This is a genomic window from Sphingomonas sp. AC411 (assembly GCF_979253035.1).
This window is the reverse complement of record NZ_CEEDAQ010000001.1, coordinates 637,951-655,757: the sequence shown is the minus strand read 5'-3', so window position 1 is coordinate 655,757 and position 17,807 is coordinate 637,951. Positions and strand designations below refer to the sequence as shown.

The following is a 17,807-nucleotide window of genomic DNA, read 5'->3' as shown; positions in this document are numbered from 1 at the left end:
CGCGCGAGCCCGGACCTTAGTCGAGGTTAGGACGAAGCCAGCGTTCCGCGGTCTTGAGGTCGGCGCCACGGCGTGTCGCGTAATCCTCGAGCTGGTCGCGGCCGACGCGCGCGACGCCGAAATACTCCGCCTGCGGGTGGCCGAAATAGAAGCCGGAGACGGCGGCGGTCGGGAACATCGCGAAGCTCTCGGTCAGTTCGAGGCCGGTCGCGGTCGGCGCGTCGAGCAGGTCGAACAGAATCGGCTTGAGGCTGTGGTCCGGGCACGCGGGATAGCCCGGTGCGGGGCGGATGCCGCGATACTGCTCCTTGATCAGCGCGTCGTTTGTGAGCTGCTCCTCCGGCGCATAGCCCCACAGCTCCTGACGGACATGCTTGTGGAGGCGTTCGGCGAAGGCCTCGGCGAAGCGGTCGGCGAGCGCCTTGAGCAGGATGTCGTTGTAATCGTCATGCCCCGCCTTGAAGCGCGCGATATGCTCGTCGATGCCGTGGATGCCGACCGCGAACCCGCCGAACCAGTCGTCCTGGGTGTCGATGAAGTCGGCGAGACACATGTTGGCGCGGCCCTCGCGCTTGGCGATCTGCTGGCGCAGCATGGGAGGCGGACTCTTCCTGCTCCTCTCCCTGCGGGGAGAGGGGCTGGGGTGAGGGGCTGTTCCGGGCGCAGCACTGGCTTGGCTGCCCCTCACTCCAGCCCTCTCCCCGCAGGGGAGAGGAGCAGTAACCACCACGTCATCGCCTTCGCGGCGCGCCGGCCATAGCCCCGCAACACCGCGCGGGGTCAGCCACTTCTCCGCGACGATCGTGTCGAGCATCGCCTGCGCATCCGCATACAGCGCGCTCGCACTTCGCCGACGACCTCGTCGGTCAGGATCGCCGGGAAATTGCCCGCCAGTTCCCACGCGCGGAAGAACGGCGTCCAGTCGATATAGTCGCGCAGATCGGTCAGGTCCCAGTCCGCGAATACGTGCACGCCGGGTTTCACGGGCGCAGCAGGCTTCAACGAAAAGTCCGCCACGAACTTACGCTCCCGTGCGGTAGCCAAGGGCAGCAATTCACTCTGCCCCTTGTTCGCGCGCGAGATCCGCACCGCCTCATATTCGTCCGCAGTCTTCGTCACGAACTCGTCGCGGATCGTGTCCGACACCAAAGTCGACGCCACACCCACGGCGCGGCTCGCGTCGAGCACATGCACCACCGGCCCATCATAGGCCGGCGCGATCCTGAGCGCGGTGTGGACCTTCGACGTCGTCGCGCCGCCGATCAGCAGCGGCATCGTCATGCCCGCCCGCTTCATCTCCTCGGCAACCGTCACCATCTCATCGAGGCTTGGCGTGATCAGCCCCGAAAGCCCGATCATGTCCGCGTCGTTCTCGTTCGCCGCTTCGAGGATCTTCGACCACGGCACCATCACGCCAAGATCGACCACGTCGAAGCCGTTGCACTGGAGCACCACGCCGACGATGTTCTTGCCGATATCATGCACGTCGCCCTTAACGGTCGCCATGATGATCTTGCCCTTGCCGCGTGCGCCGGGCTCCTTGGCCGCCTCGATATACGGCAGCAGATGCGCGACCGCCTTCTTCATCACGCGCGCCGACTTGACGACCTGCGGCAGGAACATTTTCCCGGAGCCGAACAGGTCGCCGACGACGTTCATGCCGTCCATCAGCGGGCCTTCGATGACCTCGATCGGCCGCCCGCCGTTGCCGGCGATGATCTGCCGCGCTTCCTCGGTATCCTCGACGACGTGCAGGTCGATGCCCTTCACCAGCGCATATTCGAGCCGCTTGTTGACGCCGAGCGAACGCCATTCCGCCGCCGCCTTCTCGGCGACCACGTCGGTGCCGCGATAGCGCTCGGCGAGCGCGACCAGCCGGTCGCCGGCCTCGGGATCGGTGTTGAGCACGACGTCCTCGACCGCCTTGCGCAGCTCGGGATCGATGTCGTCATAGATGTCAAGCTGGCCGGCGTTGACGATCGCCATGTCCATGCCCGCGGGGATCGCGTAGTACAGGAACACGCTGTGCATCGCCCGGCGCACCGGCTCGTTGCCGCGAAACGAGAAGCTGAAGTTCGACAGCCCGCCCGAGATATGGACGTGCGGGCAGCGTGCCTTGATCTCCTTGCACGCCTCGATGAAGTCGACGCCGTAGTTGTTGTGCTCCTCGATCCCCGTCGCGACCGCAAACACGTTGGGATCGAAGATGATGTCCTCGGGCGGGAAGCCGATCCCGACGAGCAGCTTGTACGCGCGCTCGCAGATCTCGACTTTCCGGTCCTTGGTGTCGGCCTGCCCGACCTCGTCGAACGCCATGACGACGACCGCCGCGCCGTACGCCATGCACTTCTTGGCCTGCGCCAGGAACTGCTCCTCGCCCTCCTTCATGCTGATCGAATTGACGATCGGCTTGCCGCTGACGCACTTCAGCCCGGCCTCGATCACGCTCCATTTCGAGCTGTCGACCATGAACGGGATGCGCGCGATGTCGGGCTCGGCGGCGATCAGCTTGAGGAACGTCGTCATCGCGTGGTGCGCGTCGAGCAGCCCCTCGTCCATATTGACGTCGAGCACCTGCGCCCCGCTCTCGACCTGCTGGCGCGCGACCTCGACCGCGGCGGGGTAATCGCCCGCCATGATCAGCTTCTTGAAGCGCGCGGAGCCGGTGACGTTGGTGCGCTCGCCGATATTGACGAAGGAGGAGGAGGAAGTGGTGGTCATGATCTGCTTTCCTCCTCCCGCTTACGGGAGGGGTCGGGGGAGGGACGTGCCGCAAGCGAGGGGGTCGGGTTGGGCCAGCCCCTCCCCTAACCCCTCCCGCAAGCGGAAGGGGAACTAAGCCGCCATCGTGAACGGCTCTAGTCCGGCGAGTTTGGTCCGCACTTCGGGCCGCGAGACCGCACGCGGTTCAAGCCCGCGCACGCCGTCGGCCATCGCCTTGATATGCGCCGGGGTCGACCCGCAGCACCCGCCGAGCACGTTGACCTGCTTGGCCACCGCCCACTCGCCGACCAGCCCCGCCGTCGTCTCCGGCTGCTCGTCATACTCGCCGAGTTCGTTGGGAAGCCCCGCATTCGGATACACCATGATCAGCGTGTCCGCGATCGCCGACAGCGTCTTCACATGCGGCCGCAGTTGCTCCGCGCCGAACGAGCAGTTGAGCCCGATCGTAATCGGCTTGGCATGCCGCACCGCGTGCCAGAACGCCTCGACCGTATGCCCCGACAGGTTGCGCCCCGACAGATCGGTCAACGTCATCGACATCATGATCGGCACGTCGCGCCCGAGCGCGTCGCCCGCCTCGATCGCCGCCATGATGCCCGCCTTGGCGTTGAGCGTGTCGAACACCGTCTCGATCAGGATGAAGTCGACGCCGACCCCTTCGCCGCCTTCCAGCAGCGCGTCGATCTGCTCGCGGTACACGCCCTTGAGGTAATCGAAGTCGATCTCGCGATAGCCGGGATCGTTGACGTCGGGCGACAGCGACAGCGTCTTGTTGGTCGGCCCGATCGCGCCGGCGACGAAGCGCGGACGGCCGTCCTTCGCTTCGTATTCGGTCGCGAGCGCGCGGGCGATCCGCGCGGACTCGACGTTGATCTCGCGGACCAGATGCTCCGCGCCGTAATCAGCCTGCGAGATCACGTTGGCGCTGAACGTGTTGGTCGAGACGATGTCCGACCCGGCTTCGAGATACTCCCTCGTAATCGTCTCGGGGACTTCCGGCTTGGTGATCGCCAGGATGTCGTTGTTGCCCTTCTGGTCGTGGCTCAGGCCGAGCGACCCCGCATAGGACCCCGCATAGGCTGCCTCGTCGAGCTTCCAGTTCTGGATCTCGGTGCCGAACGCGCCATCGGTGATCAGGATGCGCTTGGCGGCTTCCGCGTTGAAACGTTCACGTGGTGTCATCGTCAATCTCCTCCTCCCGCTGGCGGGAGGGGTCGGGGAGGGAAGTGCCGCAAGCGAGACGGTCGGGTTGGGCCACGCCCTCCTCGACCCCTCCCGCAAGCGGGAGGAGCTATGCCGCGGCGACCTTTTCGCTCGGCTTCGCGCGAACACCGAGCATGTGGCAGATCGCATAGGCCAGTTCCGCGCGGTTGAGCGTGTAGAAATGGAAATCCTTCACGCCGCCCGCATAGAGCCGTCGGCACATCTCGGCCGCGATCGTCGCCGCCACGAGCTGCCGCGCCGAGGGATGATCGTCGAGCCCCTCGAACAACCGGTCCATCCACGCCGGGATCTCCGCCCCGCACAGCCCGGCGAACTTCCGCGTCTGCGCCACGTTCGACACCGGCAGGATACCGGGCAGGATCTGCGCGGTGATCCCGGCCGCCGCAACCCGGTCGCGAAACCGGAAATACGCCTCGGGCGAGAAGAAGAACTGGGTGATCGCGCGGGTCGCACCGGCATCGATCTTGCGCTTCAGATTGTCGATGTCCGCATCATGCCCCCCGATTCCGGATGGCATTCGGGATAGGCCGCGACCGAAATCTCGAACGGGTGCAGCTTCCTCAGGCCAGCGACCAAGGCCGCCGCATTCTCATACCCGCCCGGATGCGCCTGATACGGCTGGCCGAGCGTCGGCATGTCGCCGCGCAACGCGACGATATGGCGCACGCCCGCCGCCCAATATTCCTCGGCGACCTGGTCGATCTCGGCCTTGGTCGCCTCGACGCAGGTCAGGTGCGCGGCCGCGTTCATCGACGTCTCGCGCTGGATCCGCGCGACCGTCGCATGCGTCCGCTCGCGCGTGGAACCGCCCGCGCCATACGTCACCGACACGAAATCCGGGCCGAGCGGCTCCAGCGTGCGGATCGCCTCCCAGAGCTGCGTCTCCATCTTCTCGGTTTTCGGCGGGAAGAATTCGAAGCTGATGCCGACGTCGCCCGCCAGATCCGCGAACAGCGGTTCCTCGAGCGCGCGGCGCGCTTCGGTCGGGTTGGGGGCCAATTGGGAAATCGAAGAGTTCGTCATGCCGCCTTCACCTCACGCAAGCTCGCGCCGATCTTTCGGCCGAGCCATAATTTCACCGTCAACTCACCGCCCTCGAGCGTCTCCACGCGCGCCGTTTGCAAGCCCGCCGCCTCGAACCACGCCGCCATCTGCTCGTCCGCAAGCCGAGCCGCGTATGCGCATCGCGCACCCGCAGTTCCTCGCGGTCGTGGCTGGCAAAGTCGGCGATCAGCAACCGCCCACCCGGTGCGAGCACGCGTGCCGCCTCGCTCACCGCAGCGCCGGGCTGCTGCGCGAAATGCAGGACATGGTGCAGAATCGCGACATCGGCCGCCGCATCCGCCATCGGCAGCGCGTACAAATCCGCTTGGCGCAGTTCGGCGTGCGTCATGTCGTGCAGCTTGGCGCGTGCGAGCCGCAGCATCTCCGAACTGCGATCGATCCCGAGCGCGACCGAAGCCCGCCCGCCGAACAGTTCGAGCATCCGCCCGGTGCCCGTACCGATATCGATCAGCGTCCCGATCGGCGCGTCGCCCAGTACCGCGGCCATCGCCGTCTCGACCTCGCTGTCGGCGACATGCAGCGACCGGATCGCATCCCATTCGTCGGCATGCCCCTCGAACCACGCCGCCGCGGACGCCGCCCGGTCGGCGCGCACCGCCGCCAGCCGCGCCGCATCCGCGACCGCCCAGTGATCCGGCTCGGCCTTCGCCCAGACGTCGAGTGCACTCGCGACCGGCTCGACCACAGCCGGCGCGCCGAGCGCGACGAACACCCAGCTGCCCTCCTTGCGGCGTTCGGCAAGTCCGGCGTCGCACAAGATTTTTACGTGCCGCGACACCCGCGGCTGGCTCTGACCAAGCACCTGCGCGAGTTCGCCGACCGACAGCTCCATCCGCCGCAACAGCGCAAGGATCCGCAACCGGGTTGCGTCCGCCAGTGCACGGAAGATTTCGAGCGCCATCGTCATAAAAGCTCATATAAAGATTTCTTTATATGAGGTCAACGCAGGTGTGAGCGTCTTCGACTTCCGCCATAAGTCTCTGCGACTTATCGCATCGCGCACGATCGTGACGGATCGGAAACGCTTTATCCGCGTTCGATTGCGCTATGGGCCGGGCATTCGCTGGTCCACAAGACGATATCCACGGGAGTGCATACGCATGAAGAAGTTCCTGATCCCCGCCCTGGCGCTCACCGCCGGTCTCGCAGCCTGCAGCAACAACGCGCAGGACCAGACGGCCCAGGCTGCCAACGCGATCGCCGCAGACGCGAGCGCGACCACCGAGAACGCCGTCGACGACGTAAGCGCCGCCAGCGATCGTGCACTGGGTTCGGCCGAGCGTTCGCTCGACAACGCCGGTGCGAAGCTCGACAACGCCACCGACAATCTCGACGTCAAGGCCGACCGCGCCGGTGACCGGATCGAAGCTGGCGCAGACCGCGCAGGCGCGTCGATCGCCAACGGTGCCGACCGCGCCGCCGACGCCACCGGCAACGCGCTGACCCGCGCCGGCAACGCGATCAAGGATTAAGCCTTGCCAAGGCGCCCCCACTTCCCTGTCCTCCCAGCGGACGCTGGGATCTCCCGGGTCGGGTCACGACGACCTACGCGGAAAGATACCAGCTTTCGCTGGCATGACTGTGTGATGGTGGGGGCGCTGTTTGCTGTTTCTACGCTCGCGGCCTGCTCATCGGCCAGCGAACCCGGCGCCGTTACCGCCGACGAAGCGCATCAGTTGAACGAAGCCGCCGCGATGCTCGATGCGAACAGCGTCGACCTGAATGCGGTCGCTGCCGCTCCTGGCGATACAGAACTACCCTCGAATCCCGAACTACCCTCGAATCAAAGCGATCAGACTCGATGACCCTTCGCCGCCTCGGCTCGACCGATCTGAAGATCGCCCCCTCGTCCTCGGCGGTAACGTGTTCGGCTGGACCGCCGCCCGTGAGGCCAGCTTCGCGGTACTCGATGCGTTCGTCGCGGGTGGTGGCACGATGATCGACACGGCCGACGTCTATTCGGGGTGGGTCGATGGCCATAAAGGCGGCGAGTCCGAGGCGATGATCGGCGAGTGGCTGAAGGCCAGCGGCAAGCGCGACGACGTGCTGATCGCGACCAAGGTCGGCATGCTCCCGGGCGAGGGCGGTGAGAAACTTGCCCCCGCGCGCATCGCGGCCGCCGCCGAAGCCTCGCTCAAGCGTCTCGGCACGGACCGCATCGATCTCTACTACGCGCATCAGGATGACGAGGACGTACCACAGGACGCCGTCCTCGAAGCGTTTGGCAAGCTGGTCGATGCCGGCAAGGTCCGCGTGATCGGCGCGTCCAACTTCCACGCCGCGCGGCTGAAATCCGCGGTCGAGGCCGCCAAGACCTCGGACCTGCCACGCTATCACGTGCTCCAGCCCGAATATAACCTCGTCAGCCGCACCAAGTTTGAGGGCGAACTGCAGGATTACTGCGTCACCGAGAACATCGGCGTGTTGCCCTATTACGGCCTCGCCTCGGGGTTCCTGACCGGCAAATATCGCACCAAGGACGATCTCGGGCAGAGCGTCCGCGGGGGTCGGATGGACCAACTGCTCGAAGGAAAGGGCAAGGCCGTTCTCGACGCGATGGACTCGGTGGTCGAGGCTACCGGCGCGACGCATGCGCAGGTTGCGCTCGCTTGGTTGATCGCGCAGCCGGGCGTGACTGCGCCGATCGCTAGCGCCACGAGCGTGAAGCAGATCGAGGATTTGCTGCCGGCGATGACGCTGGAATTGACGAAGGACCAGCTGGACTCCCTGACCGAAGCCGGCGCCTGACCCAACAATCCTCCCCCGCCAGGGGAGGTGTCTGGCACTTGCCAGACGGAGGGGGCGGAAAACCCCTGTTCCGTATCCTCCCCTCCGTCACCTTCGGTGCCACCTCCCCTTGCGGGGGAGGATCGGTTTGGGGTCGGGCTGCCTCTAATCGCCCGCGAACGTTAGCGCCGAGGTCCGGCGCTCCCGCTCGTTTATCAGCAGTGCGCGGCCCGCCGGTGCGATCGAGCGTTGTGGGCAGTCGTTGCGGAAGCAGGCGCGGCAACCTGCCGATCGGCATCGCCCTCCCCGCCAGATCGAAACCGCTCGCCGCCGCCAGCACGCCGGCTTGCGATGCCGCCACGCCGAGGCCGATCGCAAATTCGGCATGGACCGCGCCGAAGCGACTGCCCTGCGGCGTCACCGTCCGCGCCATCGTCAGCCAGCGCGCGCCGTCTTCCAACTCGACGAGCTGGACCATCAGGCTGCCCGGCCGGTCGAACGCATGGTGGAGCCGCCACAACGGACAACGCCCGTCCGCCTCGACCAGCGCCGCGCCGCTTGCACCGGGATAGCGCTTCGATGCCTGCCCCGCGCGGTCGATCCGGATCATGAAGAACGGGAGCCCGCGCGCACCCACCCGCTGCAACGTCGTCAACCGGTGTGCGACCTGTTCGAAGCCTGCACCGAACCGGCGTTGCAGAAGCTCGATATCGTAGCCGGTCGTCTCGCACCCGCGCAGAAACCGGGCGTACGGCATCATCAGCGCGGCGGCGAAATAGCCCAGCAGGTGGCGGCGATAGAGCCGCTCGGCAGCGCGATCGGTGAAGCCTGCGCCCTTCGCGAGCGCATCGATCTCCGCCTTCGCCTCGATCTGGCCGAGCTGGAACGCGACCGCGAACGTCCGCGACGCGGGGTCGAGCATCTCGCTCAGCTGCAACTGGCGCGCGTGGAGGTCGAGCCGGCGCAGCATGTCCGGCAGCACGTCGGCCGGCAGAACGCGGATCGTCAGGCCGTGTTTCGCGCGCAGTCGCTCGGCGATGGCGCCGTACAGGTCGCCCGCACCGAGCCGCAGCTCGTCCGCCAGCGCTTCGGCCGCGGCGTCGAGATCCGCGAAGTGATTGCGCCAGCGCTCGATCTCGCGGCGCACGAGCGTCACGGGATCGTCGCCCGCCTCGACCACCTCTCCCCCACCGATCCGATCGAACACGCGCGCGAACGCCGCCGCGCCGCCGGGCGCGCTGGCAAGCCATTCCTCAACCTCGTTGCGGTCGATCTCTAGGTCGGCGAACATCGGGTCCGCCAGCCGCCGCCGGATCGCCTCCGCGCCACCGCCGGGCTCGGCCGCAGTGAGCGAGCGCGGATCGAAGTCGAAGCTCTCCGCCAGCTTGATGAGCAATGTCGCCGAGACCGGGCGCTGGTTGCGCTCGACGAGGTTCAGATAGCTCGGGCTGATCGCCAGCATGTCGGCCATCGCCGCCTGCGTCAGCCCGGCGCCGCGCCGCAGACGACGGATCGCGTGCCCCGCGAGCAATTTTCGTTCCGCCATCCCAAACCCTCCTGTCACGATCTTTACAGAGCGACAGCCGAGATACAAGGACGGCGGACACCGCGACGCTGGCGTAACGCGGTCGCGCCTTCCGACACGCCGGTCTCGCTCGCTATTGAATGTGCATCGCCTCTCTCGATACGCAGTCGCTGTAAAGAGAGAGACAAGACGAGCCATCGAAGGAGGCAAGCCATGCAGACCACCACCGAACAACCCCGCGCGCGCGCCGTCTTCTCGACCAACGATTTCGCGCTGATGAAGGAAGTGCTCGGCGAGATGATCAGCAAGACCTCGATCGACGACGCGCGGCTGATGCGGATGAGTGCGCTGTACCACCGCCTTGGTCGGCTCGGCTGACACGATTTACGCAGTTTCCTGGGAGGAAAGGATCTCGCCGGTGGTTCGTCCACCGGCGGGTATTCCTGTTTTGGCGCGGCGGCTGCACTTTGTGGCCATCCGTCATCCTGACGAAAGTCAGGACCCAGGATTACAGGCAGATACGCTTGTGGCTCTGGGTCCTGACTTTCGTCAGGATGACGCAACGCGAAGTAGCAAGTCGCACGCCGCAGCCGCATTCCAATTGCCGTCGCGCTTCGATTGCACCCCCAACCTCTTGCAAAGCCGCCCCTTTCCAACCGCATCCCCTCGTGTAGGACGGCGGGATGGCCAAGACACTGACCGCTCGCATCAAGGACGACATCGTCCTGTACGGCGCCCTCGCCGCCAATCTCGGAATCGGCGTGGCGAAATTCGTCGCGGCCGGGATGACCGGATCGTCGTCGATGCTGACCGAGGGCTTCCACTCGGTGGTCGACAGCGGCAACCAGGTGCTGCTGCTCTACGGCCAGCGCAAGGCCAAGCGCCCCGCCGACGAGGCGCACCCGTTCGGCTATGGCCGCGAGCTGTATTTCTGGGCGTTCGTCGTCGCGATCCTGATCTTCGCGATCGGCGCGGGCGTGTCGATCTTCGAAGGCTGGCGACACATCCAGGAGCCCGAGCCGCTCACGAGCCCGACGATCAACTATGTCGTGCTGGCGATCTCGTTCGCACTCGAGGGCAGCAGCTGGACGATCGCGGTGCGCGAATTCTCGAAGACCAAGGGCGAAATGGGCTGGTGGTCGGCGATCCACCGGTCGAAGGATCCCGCCGGCTTCATCGTGCTGTTCGAGGATTCGGCGGCGCTAGCGGGTCTGGTGATCGCCGGGATCGGTATCTGGGCGAGCCATGCGTTCGACGATCCGCGCATCGACGGCGCCGCGTCGATCGCGATCGGGCTGATCCTCGCGCTGGTCGCGGTGCTGCTCGCGCGCGAGTCGAAGGGCCTGCTGATCGGCGAGCGCGCCGACCCGGCGGTAATCACCACGATCCGCAAGATCGTCGCGGCGCATCCCGCCATCGTCTCGGTCAACCATGTCCGAACGGTCCACGCCGCGCCCGACAGCATCTTCGCCGCGATCAGCGCGGACTTCGACGATCTCGGTGACGATGGGCGACGGCGAGACGATGATCGAGGCGATGGAGACCGAGCTGCGCGCCGCGGTGCCGACGCTGTCGTCGATCTATATCCGGCCCGAGAAGCGCGAGAACGCGACGCTTGCCCCGGTGCCCGCTACCGCCCCGGCCTCCAGCGGCGGCGAAACTACCACGCAGCGCTGATCTAAATCAGACGCATGCCGCTGGTAAGGCTGGAGATCTCGGCGATAGCCTCGGTTGATGAGACCGCTGCTACGCCTGATCGCCCTGTTCTGCCTGTGCGTCGGATACGCACTGCCGGCGCAGGCTGCGGTCACGATCACGTTCTGGAGCCATGAACTCGGCAACAGTTTCCCGCACGCGTTCTTCACCTTGCGCGGGGTGCCCGATGCAGGCGGCGCGCCGGTCGACACGAATGCAGGCTTCACGGCGAAATCGGTATCGCCCGCGCTGTTGATGGGACCGGTCGCGGGCAAGCTCGACATCGCCAGGCCGAGCTATGTCGCAAGCAGCGACGCGCAATTCTCGGTGGTGATGACCGACGCGCAATACGTCGCCGTGTTGCGGCTGGTCGACGCGTGGAGCGAGGGAAAGCCCGACAGCGTGTACCGCCTAGGCGACCATAATTGCGTCCACTTCGTCAAGGAAGCCGCGCGCCTTGTGGGGCTGTCCGCGCTCGATCAGCCGGGGTTGATGAAGAAACCGCGCTCGTATCTGAAGGCGGTGCTGGCCGGTAACGCCGGCCGCGTCACGCCGATCGAGATGCACGGCAAGCAGTATCTCGCGCGCCTCGGCCCGATCGGGTCGCCCGCCGTGGCGGTCGCGACGGGAGCGGCCGGATGCAGCATGGTGACGACGACGGTTCCGGGGCCCCTGCCCGCCGCTCGCTAAGCCGCGGGGACCAGCTCGACCACGTCGAGGAGCGATTCGAACCGCGGATAGGGCAGCACCACGCGCCAGCGCTGCGGGGCGATCCGCTCGATCAGTCCGGCCATGTCGCGGTTGGCGTCGCGCCCATAGCGCATCGGCCGCGTCTCGTCGCCGAGCTCCATCGTACCCAGGAAGATGGCCCGCGCATTGGTGTCGGCGAAGACCGAGCCGACCGGGCGCTGCGATCCGTCGAGCTTGACGAGGCTGACCACGCGCTCGCCATCGTCCTCGCTCGTGCCGATCCGGCAGGCGAACCAGCCCGAGGCCGTGAAGGTCGGGCCGATGCCCGCGCGGGCGCCGAGCTTGTAGGTGCGACATCGATACGGGCCCGCGGGCGGCAGCGGGTCGACCAGCGAACGGTCGGGATTGAACAGCACCGGATCGCGCGCGACCTCCTCCGGGTCGACCTGCGCGAGGGCGGCGACCCACGCGCCCCGCCAGCCGCGCAGTCGCGCGCGATCGGCTGGGGTGGCTACCCGGCGCCAATCCAGGTTGGACCGCGCGGCGCCTGCGCTCGCGACACCGACCACGGTCGATCCACAGGCCACGACCATCATGCACGCGGCAGTTCCGAACCAGGTTCGCATCGTCTCGTGTCCCGTTGGCCTGCGCCAAGCTAAGCGCGTATCCCCTTGAACTGCAATGGATTTCCCGGCGGCGGCGCGCCGATCGGTCACGCCGCCGTCCAGCCGCCATCCATAGACAGGTTCGCGCCGGTGATCGCCTTGGCCTCGTCGCGACACAGGAACAGCGCGAATGCCGCGACCTGCTCCGGCGTGACGAATTCCTTGGTCGGTTGTGCGGCGAGCAGCACGTCGTTCATCACCTGATCGCGTGTCATCCCCCGCGCCGCCATCGTGTCGGGAATCTGGTTCTCGACCAGCGGGGTCCAGACATAGCCGGGCGAGATGCAGTTGACGGTGATCCCGTCGGTCGCGGTCTCCAGCGCGATCGTCTTGGTGAGCCCGGCGATCGCGTGCTTGGCCATGACATAGGCCGACTTGTTGGGGCTCGCGACGAGCGAGTGCGCCGAGGCGGTCGAGATGATCCGGCCCCAGCCCTTCGCACGCATGTGCGGCACCGCGGCGCGCATCATGTGCCACGCCGAGGACAGGTTGATCGCGATGATCGCGTCGAACTTGTCGATCGGGAAGTCGGCGATTCCGGCGACGTGCTGGATACCCGCGTTGTTGACGACGATATCGACGCTGCCGGTCTCGGCGGCGGCCCGTGCGACCATCGCGGCGATCTCGTCGGGCTTGGTCATGTCGGCGGGATCGTAGAGCGCAGGCGAGCCGCTGGTTTGGGCCAGGGCGGCGCGTTCCCGCTCGATCGCGTCCGCGTCGCCGAAGCCGTTGAGCACCACCGCGGCGCCCTCCGCCGCGAACGCCTTGGCGTAGGCGAGGCCGATCCCCGACGTGGATCCGGTGATGACCGCGGTCTTGCCCTTCAGGAACATGCGCACTCCCCTATCGCTTTACGCAGCGGATTCGACCGCCGTGCAACTCTAGCGCCACCTTGCGCATTTCGTTCCCGAGAAGAAACGAAAAGGGGCATATTCATGCGGCTCGACGATTACGATCCGAACATCAACGTCGAGGACCAGCGTGGGTCGGGCGGCGGCGGCGGCGGTTTCGGCGGCGGTGGTGGCGGCCTGCTGATGGGGCTGTTGCCGATGATCGGCAGCCGCTTCGGCTGTGGCGGGATCGTCGTCGTGCTGATCCTGATGGCGGTGTTCGGCGGCATGGGCGGGCTCGGCGGGCTGCTCGGTGGCGGGCAATCGTCCGCGCCGACCACGCAGAGCGGAGCGCCGCGTGCCGGCACCGACACGACGTCGAGCTGCAACCTGACGCCCGAGAGCAAGGCGGCCTGCAACGCGTTCAGTTCGGCGGACAATACCTGGGAAGCGATCTTCGCCAAGAACGGCCAGCGCTTCGAGGCGCCCAAGCTGGTGTTCTTCGACGGCAATGGCCGGTCGGGTTGCGGCGCGGCGCAGTCGGCGATGGGGCCATTCTATTGCCCGACCGACCAGGGCATCTATCTCGACACGAGTTTCTTCAACGAGCTGTCGACCCGGTTCAAGGCGGACGGGGACTTCGCGCAGGATTACGTGATCGCGCACGAGTTCGGCCATCACATCCAGAAGTTGCTCGGCACCAACGCGCAGGTCCAGCAGGCGCAGCGCCAGGCGAGCGAGACCGAGGGTAACGCGCTGTCTGTACGGCTCGAGCTTCAGGCGGATTGCTATGCGGGCGTGTGGGCGGCGGCGAATCGGTCGCGGCTCGAGGCTGGCGATATCCAGGAGGGCATGACGGCGGCACAAGCGATCGGCGACGACACGCTGCAGAAGGAGTCGCAGGGGCGTGTGGTGCCGGATAGCTTCACGCACGGGACGTCGGCGCAGCGTCAGGCGTGGCTGAAGCGCGGGCTGGACAGCGGCGATCCCGCGCAGTGCGACACGTTCTCGGGGGCGATCTGAGGTGAACCTTGATCCTCCCCCGCCAGGGGAGGTGGCTGGCCTTGCCAGACGGAGGGGGAGGAAAGGGTCACGTCTGTTCCCTGTCCTCCCCCTCCGTCACCTTCGGCGACACCTCCCCTGGCGGGGGAGGATCCAAGTCGCCCGCCTCTCAACCGACCGTCACGCCCTTCCAGAACGCATACCGGCCCTTGATCTCGGCTGCGGCCGACTTCGGGTCCGGATAATACCAGACCGCATCGACGTTGCGCTTGCCGTCGACGACGAGCGTCTTGTAGCTCGCCGCGCCCTTCCACGGGCAGTTGGAGTGCGTCGCGCTATCCTCCAGCAGCGCCGGGTCTATGCTGTCCGCGGGGAAATAGTGATTACCCTCGACCACGACGGTATCGTCCGATCGTGCGATCTCGCGGCCATTCCATGTAGCGACAGGCATGTCAGTCTCCTTCAAGCGCGCCCCAGCCCCGCCGCCTCATACCGCTCGGGCTTGAACCCGACCAGCAGCGTCTCGCCGGTATCGAGGACCGGGCGCTTGATCATCGAAGGCTGCGCCAGCATCAGCGCGGTGGCTTTCCTGCACCGAGATCCGCCCGCTCCGCCTCGGGCAGTTTCCGGAACGTGGTGCCGGCGCGGTTGAGCAGCACCTCCCAACCGACCCGGTCGATCCAATCGTTCAGGCGTGCCGTATCGATTCCGGCGGTCTTGTAGTCGTGAAACGCATACGCAACGCCGTGTTCGTCCAGCCACGCGCGCGCCTTCTTCATGGTGTCGCAATTCTTGATGCCGAACATCGTGATCGTCAAAATCGCCTCCCTGTCGCCGCGTGGCGCAAAGTTCGCCACCGGTTCGAACCGACCGGCGTCATACCGCGCCGTCCGTCTTCCCACCACCAGCGCGAGACCGTGCGAGCCGGCCACCGATCATGGAAACGGCGACGGCGGGTACGGCCAGGATGCACAGGATCGTCGCACCGACCATCAACAGCCCGCCGAAGCCGGTATTGACCCACATCACCGGCAATTGCGAAAACGTGACGATCATTCCGGCCAGCCAACCTCGCCGTCCCAGCAGGAAACCCGATAGCGCCGATATCACCAGCGACCCGGGATACCAGATCCGCCAATAGCCATCCGCGTCCCAGGGCTCCTTCGCGCCCGAAAATTGGCTGACGAGCTGCCAATACAGGAGGCTGACGAGCAGGAGTGCGAGAGGCTGGATTGATCGGGCTGTCATGCGCCTATCCTCTCACAGGACAGCGCACCGCGCCAATGCTCGCCTGGATCAAGCCGGTGGCGTGACGCGGCGAGGCCGTTTATCGGTGCGCCATGACGCATCCATTCTACGCGATCCACACGCACGGGCTGATCCGGGTTGCCGCCGCTACGCCGCGCGCTTCGGTAGGGGATACCGGCGCCAATGCCGAAGCCACGATCGCCCTCGCGCGCGAGGCGGATGCGAAAGGCGTCGACCTCGTGGTGTTCCCGGAACTGAACATTACCTCCTATGCGATCGACGATCTGCACCTCCAGACCGCGCAGCAGCGGGCGACTCTGGCCGCGATCGCGACGGTGGTCGAGGCGAGCGCGACGCTGCGGCCAGTGTTGCTCGTCGGTGCGGCACTGGTGCGGAACGGGCGGCTGTATAATTGTGCGCTGGTGATCGCTCGGGGCGAAGTGCTCGGCGTGGTGCCGAAGACGTTCCTGCCCAACTATCGCGAATTCTACGAGAAGCGCTGGTTCGCGAGCGGCGCGGGATTGACCGGAGTGACGATCGCGCTCGACGGTGAGGAGGTACCTTTCGGGACCGACCTGATCTTCGCTGCGCGCGACCTGCCCGGCTTCGTCTTCCATGCCGAGATCTGCGAGGATTACTGGGCCCCACCCCGCCCTCGACCGCGGGGCGCTCGCGGGCGCGCTGATCTGCTGCAACCTGTCGGCGTCGAACATCGTCATCGGCAAGGCGCGCGAGCGGGCGATGCTGGCGGCCTCGCAGTCCGCGCGGGCGATGTGCGCCTATGTCTATTCCGCCGCGGGCCCCGGCGAGAGCACGACCGAAGTCGCATGGGACGGCCAAGGGCTGATCCACGAACTCGGCGAGCAGATCGCGGAGTCGGCGCGGTTCTCGACCGAGCCGGAACTGGTGATCGCCGACGTCGACTGCGAGCGCATCACGCAGGACCGCCTGCGCAACGGCACGTTCAACGATGCGGTGGTGCTCGCCGGCAATCCTGAGACGCGTTTCCGACGGATCGCGTTCGATCATGCGGTGGTGCTTGAAGCTGAGATCAACCTCGAAGTCAACGATCCTCCCCCGCCAGGGGGTGGCAGGCGCAGCCTGACGGAGGGGAGGCACACGCAACGCCTGCTCCGTGTCCTCCCCTCCGTCGCCTACGGCGCCACCTCCCCTGGCGGGGAGGATCGGACAGTCTGCAACGTGCCATTCGCCGCTTCCCGTTCGTCCCGAACGATCCGACGCGGCGTGACGACGATTGCTACGAAGCGTTCAATATCCAGGTGGAGGCGCTGTCGAAGCGGCTCGTCTCCGCGAACGCCGAGACGATCGTCATCGGGGTATCGGGCGGTCTCGACTCGACCCACGCGCTGATCGTCGCGGCGAAGGCGATGGACCGGCTTGGGCGTCCCCGCAGCGCGATCCTCGGCTTCACCATGCCCGGGTTCGCGACCGGCGACGGCACCAAGGCGAACGCCTGGGCGCTCATGCGCGCGCTCGGCATAACCGCGGAAGAGATCGACATCAGGCCGGCCGCGCGCCGTATGCTGGAGGATGTTGGCCACCCCTTCAGCGATGGCCAACCCGTCTACGACATTACCTTCGAGAACGTGCAGGCGGGGCTGCGCACCGATTACCTCTTCCGCCTTGCCAACCAGCGCGGTGGCATCGTGCTCGGCACGGGGGACCTCAGCGAGATGGCGCTCGGCTGGTGCACCTACGGCGTCGGCGACCAGATGAGCCACTATGCGGTCAACAGCGGCGTGCCCAAGACGCTGATTCAGTTCCTGATCCGCTGGTGTATCCGCACCGATCAGTATGACGCCGCGACCGACGACATTCTGTCGACGATCCTCGCGCAGGAAATTTCGCCCGAGCTCGTGCCGGCGGGCGCGGACGGCGCGTTGCAAAGCACCGAGTCGATGATCGGGCCGTATGCGCTCAACGATTTCTTCGCGCATTACGTGATCCGCCACGGCCTTGCGCCATCGAAGATCGCATTTCTCGCCTGGCACGCATGGCGCGATGCGAGCATCGGCGCGTGGCCGGAGGACCTGCCCGCCGATGCGCGCGTCGCCTATGATCTACCGACGATCCGGCATTGGTTGGAAAAATTCCTGTTCCGATTCTTCACGACCAGTCAGTTCAAGCGGTCGGCGATGCCGAACGGGCCGAAGGTCTCGGCGGGCGGTGCGCTGTCGCCGCGCGGCGATTGGCGTGCGCCGTCGGACGGGATCGCGACGGTCTGGATCGAAGAATTGCGGTCAAGCGTTCCGTTGGGTTAGTTGCGCTGCCTTGCATAAATCGGCGGCCGGGCGCATTGTGAAAATCCTATGACAGTGGCTCCACCGGATGGATCGCGCGATCGCCGGATCGAGATCCCATCTAACCTTTGGCTGATTCACCCGGCGGGCC

General features: G+C 66.4%; 10 protein-coding genes and 8 pseudogenes. 8 read left to right on the top strand and 10 right to left on the bottom strand.

Going from position 1 to position 17,807, the window contains the following annotated elements:
• Nucleotides 1-16 precede the first annotated feature (16 nt).
• From metH to AC0IX7_RS03415, 4 genes and pseudogenes are all read right to left on the bottom strand, one after another.
• A pseudogene (metH, locus tag AC0IX7_RS03430) lies at nucleotides 17-2,637 on the bottom strand (methionine synthase).
• A gap of 198 nt (nucleotides 2,638-2,835) precedes the next feature.
• Nucleotides 2,836-3,906: a homocysteine S-methyltransferase family protein gene (locus AC0IX7_RS03425; protein ID WP_471810556.1), complete on the bottom strand. Its 1,071-nt coding sequence runs from the start codon at nucleotides 3,904-3,906 to the stop codon at nucleotides 2,836-2,838.
• Between the two features lie 109 nt (nucleotides 3,907-4,015).
• Nucleotides 4,016-4,971: pseudogene (gene metF / locus AC0IX7_RS03420) on the bottom strand (methylenetetrahydrofolate reductase).
• Nucleotides 4,968-5,920: pseudogene (locus AC0IX7_RS03415) on the bottom strand (ArsR/SmtB family transcription factor). The pseudogenes metF and AC0IX7_RS03415 overlap by 4 nt, the downstream one beginning before the upstream one ends.
• 193 nt (nucleotides 5,921-6,113) lie before the next feature.
• Between AC0IX7_RS03415 and AC0IX7_RS03410 the strand changes: the two are divergent.
• The 3 genes and pseudogenes from AC0IX7_RS03410 (at nucleotide 6,114) to AC0IX7_RS03400 (ending at nucleotide 7,761) form a co-directional block, all read left to right on the top strand.
• Nucleotides 6,114-6,485, top strand: a complete 372-nt coding sequence (locus tag AC0IX7_RS03410) for a hypothetical protein (RefSeq protein ID WP_254685893.1) — start codon at nucleotides 6,114-6,116, stop codon at nucleotides 6,483-6,485.
• Nucleotides 6,486-6,599: 114 nt separating this feature from the next.
• Nucleotides 6,600-6,818, top strand: coding sequence for a hypothetical protein (locus AC0IX7_RS03405; RefSeq protein ID WP_471810554.1), 219 nt, complete (start codon nucleotides 6,600-6,602; stop codon nucleotides 6,816-6,818).
• Nucleotides 6,815-7,761: pseudogene (locus AC0IX7_RS03400) on the top strand (aldo/keto reductase). Before AC0IX7_RS03405 ends, AC0IX7_RS03400 begins: the two are co-directional and overlap by 4 nt.
• Nucleotides 7,762-7,905: 144 nt before the next feature.
• On the opposite strand, the pseudogene AC0IX7_RS03395 reads toward AC0IX7_RS03400, so the two are convergent.
• A pseudogene (locus AC0IX7_RS03395) lies at nucleotides 7,906-9,286 on the bottom strand (helix-turn-helix domain-containing protein).
• A 192-nt stretch (nucleotides 9,287-9,478) separates the two neighbouring features.
• Between AC0IX7_RS03395 and AC0IX7_RS03390 the strand changes: the two are divergent.
• The 3 genes and pseudogenes from AC0IX7_RS03390 to AC0IX7_RS03380 all read left to right on the top strand — a co-directional run bounded on the left by AC0IX7_RS03390 (nucleotide 9,479) and on the right by AC0IX7_RS03380 (nucleotide 11,650).
• Nucleotides 9,479-9,643, top strand: a complete 165-nt coding sequence (locus tag AC0IX7_RS03390) for a hypothetical protein (RefSeq protein ID WP_167398800.1) — start codon at nucleotides 9,479-9,481, stop codon at nucleotides 9,641-9,643.
• A gap of 305 nt (nucleotides 9,644-9,948) precedes the next feature.
• Nucleotides 9,949-10,942: pseudogene (locus tag AC0IX7_RS03385) on the top strand (cation diffusion facilitator family transporter).
• A gap of 57 nt (nucleotides 10,943-10,999) precedes the next feature.
• A complete protein-coding gene (locus AC0IX7_RS03380) occupies nucleotides 11,000-11,650 on the top strand; it encodes a hypothetical protein (RefSeq protein ID WP_471810552.1) in 651 nt (216 codons plus the stop codon).
• Here AC0IX7_RS03380 and AC0IX7_RS03375 read toward each other — a convergent pair.
• Together AC0IX7_RS03375 and AC0IX7_RS03370 are read right to left on the bottom strand one after the other, a co-directional pair.
• Nucleotides 11,647-12,276, bottom strand: a complete 630-nt coding sequence (locus AC0IX7_RS03375) for a DUF4893 domain-containing protein (protein WP_471810550.1) — start codon at nucleotides 12,274-12,276, stop codon at nucleotides 11,647-11,649. The genes AC0IX7_RS03380 and AC0IX7_RS03375 overlap by 4 nt on opposite strands.
• A gap of 86 nt (nucleotides 12,277-12,362) precedes the next feature.
• Complete coding sequence (locus AC0IX7_RS03370; protein ID WP_471810548.1) at nucleotides 12,363-13,148, bottom strand: 3-hydroxybutyrate dehydrogenase; 786 nt, start codon at nucleotides 13,146-13,148, stop codon at nucleotides 12,363-12,365.
• A gap of 102 nt (nucleotides 13,149-13,250) precedes the next feature.
• On the opposite strand from AC0IX7_RS03370, the gene ypfJ reads away from it, so the two are divergent.
• A complete protein-coding gene (gene ypfJ, locus AC0IX7_RS03365) occupies nucleotides 13,251-14,168 on the top strand; it encodes a KPN_02809 family neutral zinc metallopeptidase (RefSeq protein ID WP_471810546.1) in 918 nt (305 codons plus the stop codon).
• A 148-nt stretch (nucleotides 14,169-14,316) separates the two neighbouring features.
• Here the strand turns inward: ypfJ and AC0IX7_RS03360 are convergent, their stop codons facing one another.
• From AC0IX7_RS03360 to AC0IX7_RS03350, 3 genes and pseudogenes are all read right to left on the bottom strand, one after another.
• Nucleotides 14,317-14,598 carry a DUF427 domain-containing protein gene (locus tag AC0IX7_RS03360; RefSeq protein ID WP_471810544.1) on the bottom strand — a complete coding sequence of 94 codons (282 nt, stop codon included), beginning with the start codon at nucleotides 14,596-14,598 and terminating at the stop codon, nucleotides 14,317-14,319.
• Nucleotides 14,599-14,609: 11 nt separating this feature from the next.
• Nucleotides 14,610-14,965: pseudogene (locus AC0IX7_RS03355) on the bottom strand (ArsC family reductase).
• Between the two features lie 58 nt (nucleotides 14,966-15,023).
• Nucleotides 15,024-15,395, bottom strand: a complete 372-nt coding sequence (locus AC0IX7_RS03350) for a hypothetical protein (RefSeq protein ID WP_471810542.1) — start codon at nucleotides 15,393-15,395, stop codon at nucleotides 15,024-15,026.
• A gap of 92 nt (nucleotides 15,396-15,487) precedes the next feature.
• Here AC0IX7_RS03350 and AC0IX7_RS03345 point away from each other — a divergent pair.
• Nucleotides 15,488-17,677: pseudogene (locus tag AC0IX7_RS03345) on the top strand (NAD(+) synthase).
• The last annotated feature ends 130 nt before the right edge of the window (nucleotides 17,678-17,807 follow it).

Excerpts from the sequence above, each read along its gene's own strand:
- AC0IX7_RS03425 (WP_471810556.1), bottom strand. The coding sequence starts at position 3,906 with ATGACACCACGTGAACGTTTCAACGCGGAAGCCGCCAAGCGCATCCTG.
- AC0IX7_RS03410 (WP_254685893.1), top strand. The coding sequence starts at position 6,114 with ATGAAGAAGTTCCTGATCCCCGCCCTGGCGCTCACCGCCGGTCTCGCA.
- AC0IX7_RS03405 (WP_471810554.1), top strand. The coding sequence starts at position 6,600 with ATGGTGGGGGCGCTGTTTGCTGTTTCTACGCTCGCGGCCTGCTCATCG.
- AC0IX7_RS03390 (WP_167398800.1), top strand. The coding sequence starts at position 9,479 with ATGCAGACCACCACCGAACAACCCCGCGCGCGCGCCGTCTTCTCGACC.
- AC0IX7_RS03380 (WP_471810552.1), top strand. The coding sequence starts at position 11,000 with ATGAGACCGCTGCTACGCCTGATCGCCCTGTTCTGCCTGTGCGTCGGA.
- AC0IX7_RS03375 (WP_471810550.1), bottom strand. The coding sequence starts at position 12,276 with ATGCGAACCTGGTTCGGAACTGCCGCGTGCATGATGGTCGTGGCCTGT.
- AC0IX7_RS03370 (WP_471810548.1), bottom strand. The coding sequence starts at position 13,148 with ATGTTCCTGAAGGGCAAGACCGCGGTCATCACCGGATCCACGTCGGGG.
- ypfJ (WP_471810546.1), top strand. The coding sequence starts at position 13,251 with ATGCGGCTCGACGATTACGATCCGAACATCAACGTCGAGGACCAGCGT.
- AC0IX7_RS03360 (WP_471810544.1), bottom strand. The coding sequence starts at position 14,598 with ATGCCTGTCGCTACATGGAATGGCCGCGAGATCGCACGATCGGACGAT.
- AC0IX7_RS03350 (WP_471810542.1), bottom strand. The coding sequence starts at position 15,395 with ATGACAGCCCGATCAATCCAGCCTCTCGCACTCCTGCTCGTCAGCCTC.